The sequence below is a fragment of the Mesorhizobium sp. L48C026A00 genome (genome assembly GCF_000502375.1).
In the GTDB taxonomy this organism is placed as follows: Bacteria; Pseudomonadota; Alphaproteobacteria; order Rhizobiales; family Rhizobiaceae; genus Mesorhizobium; species Mesorhizobium muleiense.
In genome coordinates, this window is sequence record NZ_AYWU01000010.1 from 204,848 (window position 1) to 216,380 (window position 11,533).

At 62.1% G+C, this 11,533-nt stretch carries 8 protein-coding genes and 1 pseudogene; 8 read left to right on the plus strand and 1 reads right to left on the minus strand.

The window, feature by feature from the left end:
* The first annotated feature begins 20 nt into the window (after positions 1-20).
* From X738_RS61195 to X738_RS61225, 7 genes and pseudogenes are all read left to right on the plus strand, one after another.
* Positions 21-1,109 carry a hypothetical protein gene (locus X738_RS61195; RefSeq protein WP_023799959.1) on the plus strand — a complete coding sequence of 363 codons (1,089 nt, stop codon included), beginning with the start codon at positions 21-23 and terminating at the stop codon, positions 1,107-1,109.
* Between the two features lie 29 nt (positions 1,110-1,138).
* Entirely contained in the window at positions 1,139-2,284 is a 1,146-nt protein-coding gene (locus tag X738_RS61200; RefSeq protein ID WP_023799960.1) for a hypothetical protein, read from the plus strand.
* Between the two features lie 24 nt (positions 2,285-2,308).
* Positions 2,309-4,219: an AAA family ATPase gene (locus tag X738_RS61205; RefSeq protein ID WP_023799961.1), complete on the plus strand. Its 1,911-nt coding sequence runs from the start codon at positions 2,309-2,311 to the stop codon at positions 4,217-4,219.
* Positions 4,220-4,439: 220 nt separating this feature from the next.
* Positions 4,440-5,744: a DUF6638 family protein gene (locus X738_RS61210; RefSeq protein WP_023799963.1), complete on the plus strand. Its 1,305-nt coding sequence runs from the start codon at positions 4,440-4,442 to the stop codon at positions 5,742-5,744.
* Between the two features lie 50 nt (positions 5,745-5,794).
* Positions 5,795-6,945 (plus strand): annotated as a pseudogene (locus X738_RS61215) (DUF2333 family protein).
* A gap of 127 nt (positions 6,946-7,072) precedes the next feature.
* Entirely contained in the window at positions 7,073-7,495 is a 423-nt protein-coding gene (locus X738_RS61220; RefSeq protein WP_156942605.1) for an ester cyclase, read from the plus strand.
* A 307-nt stretch (positions 7,496-7,802) separates the two neighbouring features.
* The gene (locus X738_RS61225; protein ID WP_023799967.1) at positions 7,803-9,482 is read left to right on the plus strand and encodes a formate--tetrahydrofolate ligase; all 1,680 of its coding nucleotides are present in this window, start codon (positions 7,803-7,805) and stop codon (positions 9,480-9,482) included.
* 73 nt (positions 9,483-9,555) lie between these two features.
* Here X738_RS61225 and X738_RS61230 read toward each other — a convergent pair whose 3' ends face one another.
* Positions 9,556-10,203 carry a cysteine hydrolase family protein gene (locus X738_RS61230; RefSeq protein WP_023799968.1) on the minus strand — a complete coding sequence of 216 codons (648 nt, stop codon included), beginning with the start codon at positions 10,201-10,203 and terminating at the stop codon, positions 9,556-9,558.
* 124 nt (positions 10,204-10,327) lie between these two features.
* Here X738_RS61230 and X738_RS61235 point away from each other — a divergent pair, with 124 nt between their 5' ends.
* Positions 10,328-11,314, plus strand: coding sequence for a helix-turn-helix domain-containing protein (locus X738_RS61235; protein ID WP_031255280.1), 987 nt, complete (start codon positions 10,328-10,330; stop codon positions 11,312-11,314).
* The last annotated feature ends 219 nt before the right edge of the window (positions 11,315-11,533 follow it).

Below are 11,533 nucleotides of genomic sequence, written 5' to 3' on the forward strand. Positions count from 1 at the left end.
TGCCGAAGCGGGAGGCTCCTATGGCGACATTGCAGAATTTCGATGCCGAAATTGCCAAGACCAATCAGGTCGTGCAGGACATGCGCACCAAGATCGAGCAGTCCGGCGCCGTGCTCGACACGCTCGCCAGGACCGACAGGAAGATCGGCGACGCCAATTTCGACCTCGAGAACGCCCGCATCGAGGATGTGCTGAAGCAGCAGAAGGTGATGGAAGGCAACATCGCCGACCTGATCATCGGGCTGGAGGACGCCACCAACGTCTTTGGCGCCGAATTCGAGAGCATGAAGAACTACACCGGCTGGGAAAGCTTCGTCGGCATATTTTCCGACCAGAGCAAGCAGCGCATGCGCACCGACCGCGTCCGCAACATGTCGCTGGCCGGCAATCTGCAGGAGCTTCTGGCGAAATCCGACACCATCGTCGGCATCCTCAAGGCGCAGAAGCAGATCCTCGACCAGCGTTACAAGACCTCCGAGGCCAGCCTGTCGCAGGTGATCGAGCGCCGCAAGGCAACCATGTCGAATCTCGAGACCGTGCAAAAGCGCATCGAGGAGCTCAATCCGATGCTGCTCGACATCGAGAACAAGATCGCCGCCTCGACCAGCCAGAAGGAGCGCACCGAGCTTGAGGGCGAGCGTTCGAAACTGGCAACCGAGTACAACGAGAAGCAGGCCAAGGAGCAGGAACTGCTGGCCGAAAGCCAGACGCTGGAGCGCTACACCTCGATGTTCCAGACCTTCGTCGATTCGCTCAACAACCAGATCGCGGCGCAGTCGACGCTGATCAACAAGCTGACCATCGATACCGAGCAGCGCATCGTGCTCTACAAGGCCCTGGAAGATTCGCTGAAGACCGCCGCCCAGCAGGACGTCGCCCACAAGATCAACACGCTGGGCAGCCAGGTCGACAACACCGCCGAGGAAACCATGGCCGGCATCGGCGCGGCCTCGCAGAAGCACATTGGCGATCTCCTCGAAATGCACGAGAAGAACATGGTGGCGACCGCCGACATACAGCGCCGCAAGAAGCTGGCCGACGATGCCTTTGCCCGCCGCTTCGACGACGTGCTGAAAAAGCACAATGCGGCAAACTACGTGCAGTCGTAATTGCTGCATATCTCCCAAGGGCTGGCTGCATGACCCCCGAAAACGAAGCCGCAACGCGGTATTTCTCGGCGATCACCGCGGCACTCAGCGGCCTCGAAGTGTTCATGCGCGACGATCGCTCGCCGCTCTACCGGCACGGCATCGTCGCCAAGATCGTCGCCGAATACATAGCGCGGCTCGACAACTCGTTTTCCTGCTGGCGCAACCGGCTGGGCTTCATGGAGACATTCCGCATCTCGCGCGCCGAAAGCGGCTTTCCGGTCTTCCAGAACGTGCTCGAACTTGAAAACGACCGCCGCCAGGCCGATACGCGTCTCGCCAACATACCGCTGGCCGACGAGTTGCGCGACGAAATGGCCGACTTCATCCTGCGCCACAAGGAATTCCCCGAGGCGCTGCAGAAGTCGATGGCCGAGCGGCTTTATCTGGAAGGCGTCAGGAGCGAGACGACCTTCGGGCCGTTCACCTTGGCGCAGACGGCAAAAGTCTCGGTCAATCCGAAGACCAGGCGGCCTTACTACCTCGCCCATTGGGCAGCCTTCGACGGCAGCGCCAACCTGCCGCTGGTCTACATGGTGACGGTCGAGGATTCCTCCGAAGAGATGATCGGGCAGCTTGTCGACCGCAATGGCAAGCTCAACGAAAAGGTCGACGTTCCGCTTCCGGTTGAAGGACTGCTCAATCCCGAGCTTGCCCACCGCTTCGACGACTTCACCGAGAAGAACTCCGCCTATACGCTGTCGCCGGCTACGATCGCGGTCAACCTCGACAAGGATTTCGAGCAACTCCACCCCAAGCAGCTGCGCCGCGTCGTGCTCGGGCCTTTCTATTCGGCCGGGATCACCGACAACAATTCGACGGTGACCGACATTCTGGACAAGGTGCGCAAGCCGGAAAACGCCTGGCTGCTGACCTGGACCATCCAGGAGGTTTATTCGAAATCCGAAAAGCCAGGTCGCAAAGGGTTGTTTTCGAGCGAGAAGGCGACGCAGGAATTCTTCATCGACACCGACGATCTGGAGGCGGCGCGACAAGGCGTGTCGAGCTACGAGAAGCACGCGCTGATCCCGCATGAGGCCTATCAGGCGCTCTACGCCGCCGGCGAGGCGCAGAAGATCTTTTCCGGCTACAAGGTCCACATCCTGTCCAAAGGACAGGTCATCAGTGACGTCTGACAGTCAAACCGCGGAGCATCCTTCATGGACACCGGCCTGACCACGATTTCGGAAGCGGCAATCGAAAAGCACCGCGCCACCGCGCAGAGCTTCATCACCCGCATCGTCGTGCTGGAGGACCCGTCGCGGGAATCCGGTACCGCACTGGCCGGCACCAACCGCCGCTTCGTCTCGACCGTCTCGGTCGGCTCGGTGCGCCGCACGCGCGAGGTCGAGCTTTCCAAGACCGTCGCCGACGTCCATCCCGACGACCAGCTGCTGAGCATTGCACAGCACATGCTGCTTTATCGCACCCGGCGCGGGCTGGCGATCGCGCTGGCCATCGCCGATGTCTTCGCCGAAGGCTCAGATCTCGAGAGCCTGAAGGCGAAAAACGCCCGCGCGCCGCTCGAAGGCGACGAGGCCGCCGCCTTCAAGAAGCTGCTGTCGGCCTCGGCCTATATTTCGGCCTTCAGCCTCGCCTCCTATCTGTTCCAGCTGATCGACAGCGACGGCGAGGCGCCGAACGACACGCCCGAGCCGGACTTTTTGTTCGACACGCCGCAGGACGCGGTGAAATCGATCGTGGCCGGCCTCGACAGGGCGATAGCAGGCGCGAAGGACGACGCCGATCTGATGACCCGGGCGCGCGCATTCGCCCGTGTCGTCATCGACGGGCTTTTGGCGCGAAAGGGCCGCTTCGACGGCATTGGTCCGTTTGAGAATGCGCATATCCGCATCGACGTCGACGACTTCACCCTCGACGGCTTCGACGTCGCGCCGGGCAAGCGGTCGAAGCCGCTGGTAATGACCTTCAAGAAGCCGGAAGAGGTCGTCGGCAACCACATCGCCAAATACCAGTCGGTCAAGCTCGCCAAGATGCTGATGGCATACGACTTCGAGCGCGAGCTGAACCCGTTCGTCGAGCTCGGCGGCTTCCTGTTCACCTTCATCGGCGACGGCGCGCCCGGCACTGGCAAGACGACGCTGATCCAGATGATCGCCGGTCTCGTCAACGGCTACTGCCAGGTCGCCGGCTATCCCTTCGCCTACGAGAATTTCGGCGTCGACCAGATCTCCTCCTACCAGGGCAAGTCGGGCCAGAACTGCCGCCAGTTCATCAACAATGTGCTGAACTCGCGCGTCATCGGCTTCGGCACCATCGACGACATCGACCAGGTGGCGGCCCGCCGCTCCGACGATCGCGCCTCGGCCGGCCAGCAGGAAATCACCGGCGTCCTGATGGACGCATTCGGGGGTGCGGCCACGGTGGTGCGCGGCAACTGCTCCTTCGGCATGTTCTCCAACTATCCCGAAAACGTCGACGACGCGCTGCGCCAGCGCGCCGGCGCCCGCTGGCTGGTCAATGGGCCCCAAACGCGCGACGACTATATCGACATCTTCGTGCTGCTCGCCGGCAAGAACCACAAGATCCCGCTCGGCGACCACAAGCTCTATGCCGCCCAAGAAATCCAGCGCGCGGTGATGGAGGCCTATGAAGAGCACGAGAAGCCCAGGGAAGACGGGCTGATGAAGGTCTATGAGCGCTACATGAAGGAGAACGGCGCGCCGAAGTCGATGGCCGACATCGGCACCTATCTGCACATGATCAAGGAGGCCGAGCCGCGCTTCACCGGCCGCGCCATCAAGAATGTCACCGATGCGATCAAGATGCGCGCCATGGACCTCGAGTTGCCGGACGAATGGTTCGAGAAGCCTGAAGTCTTCATGCACAAGAGCTACGACGACAAGAAGGCGATGATCGAGGAACTGCGCGGCCCGTTCTCGATGGACATGGTCATGCAGGAGGTCAACCGCTACGCCGACTCGGAGTTCCGCTATTCCGACAAGTCAGACGACGCCGCAGTGACCAAGATGATCCGCGACACCCGCCTGCGCGACCGCGCGGTCCGCGAGATCGAGGAGCTGAAGAAGAAGGGCCTGTGGAATGCGTGAGGCGCGCCGACGCTCCCTTCTCCCCTTGTGGGAGAAGGTGTCGCCGAAGGCGACGGATGAGGGGTGCTCCAGCTTGGCGCCGATGGCGCTCCGTCCAGCACCCCTCATCCGTCTCGGCGCTGCGCGCCGATCCACCTTCTCCCACAAGGGGAGAAGGGATGCCCGCGCCCCTCATCCGCCCTTCGGGCACCTTCTCCCCGTGAACGGGGAGAAGAGATAGATGAGCCCCGCCAGGAAGTCCGACCTTTTGCGCGAGAACGAGCTGATCTATGGCCGGCTGCTGACCATCGACGAGCCACATCTGATCCAGCGCTACAACAAGGCTTTGGTCGCCTTCGGCCTGAAGCCGACGAAGCTGAAGAGCTTCGAGATCGACCGCACCGGCTTCTCGCCGCAAGTGGCCGAGGAATGCGGCGACTACAGCTACCTCGATCCCAACGAGATCAATCGCCGCTTCATCCTCCTGACGCCGTCGCAGGTCGACCTGCCGGTGGTCCACACCGCCTTTTCCAACACCTCGCAGCTGATGTTCGAGTTCATGTCGACGAACCAGCGCGCCATCGACGCGCTGACCATCAAGGATGTCATCTATGGCGAGATCGAGGATTCGGTCCCCAAGATCGACGACATCGAGGACCTGCTGTCGATCAACCAGGTCGAGTTCAAGGTTCTGTCGGCGGAGGACGTGCTCGGCAAAGCCGCCGAACTCGGCAAGCTCGTCGACCGGTTGAAGCAGGAACCGGACGCCTGGCGCGACAGTGCCATGCTCACCCGCATGGTCGAGCTTGCCAAGATCTGCGGCGACATCCGCGAGAACGCGCTGGTGCCGGATCAGGTGATCTTTCGCCACAGCGCCTATTGGACCAGCCATTTCGGCGGGCTCTATGTGTTCATCGACCCCGACATGACGACGGTGATCAGCGACCCGGCAGCACCCGGCTTCCGCCGCTCGCGGCCGTGGCAGGTGAGCTACCTCTCGATCAATGATGCCGACAGGGTGTTCAAGTTCCTTGCCGCGACCGGCCGCATCGAACTGCCGCGGGCCTCGTGGATCGAAACATCAGGCTATCTCGAGCACCGCGCCGAAATGGTGGTCCGGGCGCTGATCCGCGACGCCGAGCCCGACCGCAACCTGACCGACGTCGACAAGGTCTGGCTGCAGACCTGGATCCACAGCCATGCCGACCTGATCACCAGGGACGGAAATTTTCCCTTTCTCAACGCCGCCAAGCGCGAGATCGCTCACCTCGGCTATCTCAAGATCGAGGACGTGTTCCCGCAGCAGCGTTTCCTGACGATCCGGGCCAAGCCCGGACATCCCGACGCCTGGCTGACCAACCAGTTGATCTCGGATTTCGTGCCGCAGGACTTCGTCTCGCGCTACGTCTTCAACAAACCGGGTTTTTACAGGGACTATGACGGCTTCAGCGACGCTTGGCGATCGCATGTTGTGGACGTTCTGAAAACCACATATCTGAAAGACAAGGTGGCGTTTCGCACACGCCTGTACGGCCTTACCGATTGAATGCCTAACCTTATCGAATACTTGGCTGACTGACGAGGGGTGACATCGCCATGCTTGATCCGATCGTGAATTTTTTCACACGGATATTCCAGTGGATCGGCCGCGGCATCGGCTTCGCCGTCGGCGTGATCCTGTGGCCGTTCATGTGGGCCGGGCGCTGGTATACGCAGCGCGGCTGGATCCTGAAGGCGGTGCTCGGCCTCGCTCTGCTCATGCTGATCGGCCTCTACGGCTATTTCATCTGGAACACGCAGGTTTGGAGCAATTTCAATCCCGCCTATGCGGAAGCATATAGGTTCACGCAGCCGGCCGGAACCGCGCCGGCGCAGCCCGCTCCTTCCGCCACCGGGGAAACCGCTGGCGTCGAGGNGTCGAGGGAGAGGTCAAGACCTGCACCCACTCGGCCATTGTCCAGGTTACGGCCGATCTCATCGATTTCAACGTCAACGAGAATGCCTGGATCTCGTCGATGATACTCTACAAGCTCGGGCTCTTCGGCATGGACTGGGACCGCACGCCGTTTCTCGACAACAAGGCCTCCTTCCAGCGCGGGGTCAATCAGGCCATCCGGCGCACCACGGTCGAGCTTGTCGACACGCTGGGCCGCGTCCGCGGCACCAGCCAGATCGACCAGAACCTGCAGGATGCGCGCGGCGCGATCACCTTCGACGAGGAAACCTGGTACTTCGGCCTCAGGCCCTTTGGTCCGAAAACCCCGACGCCGAGTTTTTATCGCACGGCGGCGAGCAGCCTTCGCGCCTTCAACGACCGGCTCATGAAATGCGAGGTTGTCTTCAACGCGCGCGCCGACAATCTGTTGCAGTTCGTCGATCGGATCGCGAGTGACATAGGCTCGACGTCGGACCTGATCCGTGACCGTTCGCAGAACTTCAACAGCGGCTGGTTCGACACGCGCGCTGACGACCGCTTCTGGTTCGCCTACGGCCAGCTCTACGGCTATTATGGCATCCTGACGGCGGCGCATCACGATTTTCAGCAGATCCTCGACAATCGCGGCCTCACGCCGCTGTGGAACAGCGTGGAAGGCCAGCTCAAGGCAGCGCTCGCAATCCAGCCTCTGATAATCTCCAACGGCCGCGAGGATGGCTGGATCATGCCCACCCACCTCACCACGATGGGTTTCTACGTGCTTAGGGTTCGATCGAACCTTGTCGAGGTCAGGTCCGTCCTGGATCGGTGAAGCAAGGGACTGGTGAAAGCCATCCTGGCTTGAAATCACCGCTGCCCGAGATCGGCGACGTTCTGGCGCGGCAGTTCGGCTGCGCATTGCGAGGAGCGGAACCTGATCGTCTCGTCGTCGTTCAACCGTGGGCGGCAGCCAGCGAGGACACGCGATGGATATCCGGGAAATTGCTCGAAATCTCTATGCCACGATCGATGCGCAAGACTGGGATAGACTGGCCGGTCTGGTCTCTCCGGATCTCGCCGTTCATCTCGCCAGCGCCAGTCCGATCGGCTTTGATGACTGGCGAAAATCCCTGACCGAATTCTTTGTTGGATTCCCGGACGGCCATCACGTCATCGACGACTATGTCGGCGATGCCGACACGGTGGTCACGCGCGGTCGCTTTCAGGGCACGCACACCGGCACCTTCCACGGCGTCGCACCGAGCGGAAATTGCGTCTCGGTTGGTGTGATTAACATTGATCGCGTCGAGAACGGCATCGTGGTCGAACATTTCGGCCAGCTTGACGGCTTGGGGCTGATGCACCAGATCGGCGCATTCTAGCGCCACCGCTCGAAGCGCCGACCGGCGTTCCAACCCTGTCGCATTCCGTGCATTCCGCGGCTGTTTTGAGACGGCAGGACGGCGCGTGCTCTGGCTTCTATACGGCGCGACAACCCGCGAAGATCCGGGTCAGGTCGACCAGGAGCCGTCTTTCTCTATAGGAAACATAGTTGCATGCAAGTTGACGCCACGGCAGCGACAGGGGTAGAACGTGCCCTCGCCTGCAGCGCCAGGCTGTTCCGAACAGGCTTGCGACCACACTGATCAAACCCGTCCCCTCCACCGTCCAATCCAGAGGAAAGCCGCCATGGCCGAAGTGAAGTCCGACATCGAGATCGCGCGCGCCGCCGACAAGAAGCAGATCCAGGCGATCGGCCAGAAGATCGGCATTCCAAGCGAGCATCTTTTGCCTTACGGCCACGACAAGGCGAAGATCTCGGCCGAGTTCATCAAGTCGGTGAAGGCAAACAAGGACGGCAAGCTGATCCTCGTCACCGCCATCAACCCGACGCCGGCCGGCGAAGGCAAGACGACGACGACGGTGGGCCTCGGCGACGGTCTCAACCGCATCGGCAAGAAGGCCATCGTCTGTATCCGCGAGGCCTCGCTCGGGCCGAATTTCGGCGTCAAGGGCGGCGCTGCCGGCGGCGGCTATGCGCAGGTCGTGCCGATGGAGGACATGAACCTCCACTTCACCGGCGATTTCCATGCCATCACCACGGCGCATAATTTGCTTTCGGCGCTGATCGACAACCACATCTACTGGGGCAACGAACTCGGTATCGATATCCGCCGCGTCGTCTGGCGCCGCGTCATGGACATGAACGACCGCGCACTGCGCGAGATCATTTGCTCGCTCGGCGGCGTCGCCAACGGTTTTCCGCGCGAGGGCGGCTTTGACATCACCGTCGCCTCGGAGGTCATGGCGATCCTGTGCCTCGCCACCGACCTGAAGGATTTGGAAAAGCGCCTCGGCGACATCATCGTCGCCTATCGCCGCGACAAGTCGGCCGTCTATGCCCGCGACCTCAAGGCCGACGGCGCCATGGCCGTGCTGCTCAAGGACGCCATGCAGCCCAACCTCGTGCAGACGCTGGAGAACAACCCGGCCTTCGTCCATGGCGGCCCCTTCGCCAACATCGCGCATGGCTGCAACTCGGTCGTCGCCACCACGACGGCGCTAAAACTTGCCGACTATGTCGTCACCGAAGCCGGTTTCGGCGCCGATCTCGGTGCCGAAAAGTTCTTCGACATCAAGTGCCGCAAGGCCGGCCTGAAGCCGGCGGCCACGGTCATCGTCGCCACCGTGCGCGCCATGAAGATGAATGGCGGCGTCAAGAAGGAAGACCTCGGCAAGGAGAACGTCGAGGCGGTCAAGAAGGGCTGCGCCAATCTCGGCCGTCACATCGAGAATGTCAGGCAGTTCGGCGTGCCTGCGGTGGTCGCCATCAACCATTTCTATTCCGACACCGACGCTGAAATCAGGGCGATGAAGGACTACGTCGCCTCGATGGGCGAAGAGGCGATCCTATGCAAGCACTGGGCCCACGGCTCGGCCGGCATCGAGGAACTCGCCAACAAGGTGGTGACACTCGCCGAATCCGGCTCCTCGCAGTTTGCGCCGCTCTATCCCGACGCCATGCCGCTGTTCGAGAAGATCAACACCATCGTCCAGCGCATCTATCGCGGTTCCGAAGCGATCGCCGACAAATCGGTGCGCGACCAGCTCCACGCCTGGGAGCACGCCGGCTACGGCAATTTGCCGGTCTGCATGGCCAAGACGCAGTACTCGTTCTCGACCGATCCGAACCTGCGCGGCGCGCCGACCGGCCACACCGTGCCGGTGCGCGAGGTCAGACTGTCTGCCGGTGCCGGCTTCATCGTCGTCATCTGCGGCGAGGTCATGACCATGCCCGGCCTGCCCAAGGCGCCGTCCTCGGAGAAGATATTCCTCAACGAGATGGGCCAGATCGAAGGCCTGTTCTGAGAATTTCGAAGGCCGCAATGATAGGGGCGCCGCAGCGATGCGGCGCCGTCTTTTGCTTGGCCGCGCCAAACTTCTAAGCGGCGCTCCGCGCCAGCGCGCGCTGGTTGGAGGCATAGGGCGTATCGCGCTCGGGCAGCACGCCGGTCTTCAGGCAGTCGATCCATTCGGCGGTCTTGAGAACGGCGGCGAAGCGCGACTGCAGGACAACCGTCACCACGCGATGGATGTCCTCGGCCGAGGCGTAGCCGGCGCTGTTGGCATAGGGCAGCGACCCCGTTGCATCCGACAGGAACTCGACGGCAAAGCCCATATGGACGGCATGGATGACCGTCGACAGATCGCAATTATGCGTCATGTAGCCGATGACCGTAATAGTATCGATAGCGTTGGCGCGCAGCCATTCCTCGAGGTCGGTGCCGGTGAAGGCGCTTGGCAAGGTCTTTTCGATGTAGTGGTCACGGTTTCGCCTCGCGATCTCGGGATGCAATTCGGCGCCATGGCTGCCCTTGGCGAAGACTGGTGAGGTTTCCGGCGCCAACTGCTTGACGACCACCACCTTGACGCCTGCCTCGGCGGCCGCGTCCATGGCGCGCGCCACATTGGCGACGGTGTCGCGGAAGGGCGGGTGCTTGATGGCGAGATTGCCGCCGTCATAGTCGTTCTGAACGTCGACGACGATGAGGGCACGGCGTGGCGCTTTGCCTTTGGCTGATTCCGACATGGAGTTTTCCTTTCCCGTTGACATTGATGGGTCGAGGATAGACTCGGCATCGGTCCGCAAAAGTGTCCCGATTGACATAGTTCGAAATAATTGGGACATTCCGGAAACTCTCATGGTGCTTATCATGGCCGATCCGATCGTTGCCGCCATCGCCTTCGATGGCATCAGCCCGTTCCACCTCTCCGTGCCCTGCCTTGTATTCGCAGAGGATCGCACGACACTCGGCCTGCCGCGCTTCGAGTTCCGGGTCTGCGCGATTGAGGACGGGCCGATCCGCACCGATGCGGGGCTGACCATCAGCGCCCCGCACGGGCTTTCCGCGCTTGATGGCGCCGACATCGTCATCTTGCCCAGCTGGAAGAACCTCGAAGTCCCACCGCCGGCGGCACTGATCGAGGCGCTGCGTCGCGCGCACCGGGGCGGTGCGCTGATTGTCGGATTGTGCCTGGGAACGTTCGCTGTTGCGGCGACCGGACTGCTTTCGGGGCGGCGAGCCGCGACGCACTGGGCTTTTTCCGACCAGCTGCAGGCCCTCTATCCCGACATTCTCGTCGAGCCGGAGGTGCTCTACATCGACAATGGCGATGTCGTGACCTCGGCCGGTGTCGCCGCCGGGCTCGACTGCTGTCTCCACATCATACGGGCCCGCTATGGCGCGGAGGCGGCACTCCGGCTTGCCCGGCAGATCGTGCTTTCTCCTCATCGGCAGGGCGGGCAGGCGCAGTTCATAGAGCGTCCGATCGCCAGGACCGAAAATGCCGACCGCTTCAGCCACGCCATCGACACCGTGCGCAAGACGTTGCACGCGACGCACAGCCTGGACAGTGTCGCCGCTACCGCCGGCCTCACCCGCCGGACCTTCGCGCGCCGCTTCCAGAAAACAATCGGCACCAGCTTCGGCGACTGGCTGATCGATCAGCGCGTCGCGCTGGCGCAGCGGCTGCTGGAAGCAACGGAAAAATCAATGGACACGGTTGCCTTCGAGGCCGGCTTCGGCAGCGCCACCTCGCTGCGCCAGCATTTTTCGGCGCGGCTCAGAACCACGCCCGCGCAGTACCGCCGCGAATTCTCGAAGAACGCTCAGGAGCGCGTGGCGCAGGCGCCGAGGTGAGACAATCGCTTCAGGTCTGGCGCAGCCCCTCATTGCCCTGCCGGGCATTTCTCCCCGTATAGTGACGGGGAGAAAGACGCCGTCTCCGACGATTTCGCCAACTGTCAGCGTTGCAAAAGGGGTGCCGAGGTTGCGGCCAGTGTCCAGTTGATAGATGGGTAACACTTTGAACCGGATACATGGGTTACAGTTTTCCCCCTGTCGTGTCCGCCGCAGCGC

Excerpts from the sequence above, each read along its gene's own strand:
- X738_RS61195 (WP_023799959.1), top strand. The coding sequence starts at position 21 with ATGGCGACATTGCAGAATTTCGATGCCGAAATTGCCAAGACCAATCAG.
- X738_RS61200 (WP_023799960.1), top strand. The coding sequence starts at position 1,139 with ATGACCCCCGAAAACGAAGCCGCAACGCGGTATTTCTCGGCGATCACC.
- X738_RS61205 (WP_023799961.1), top strand. The coding sequence starts at position 2,309 with ATGGACACCGGCCTGACCACGATTTCGGAAGCGGCAATCGAAAAGCAC.
- X738_RS61210 (WP_023799963.1), top strand. The coding sequence starts at position 4,440 with ATGAGCCCCGCCAGGAAGTCCGACCTTTTGCGCGAGAACGAGCTGATC.
- X738_RS61225 (WP_023799967.1), top strand. The coding sequence starts at position 7,803 with ATGGCCGAAGTGAAGTCCGACATCGAGATCGCGCGCGCCGCCGACAAG.
- X738_RS61230 (WP_023799968.1), bottom strand. The coding sequence starts at position 10,203 with ATGTCGGAATCAGCCAAAGGCAAAGCGCCACGCCGTGCCCTCATCGTC.
- X738_RS61235 (WP_031255280.1), top strand. The coding sequence starts at position 10,328 with ATGGCCGATCCGATCGTTGCCGCCATCGCCTTCGATGGCATCAGCCCG.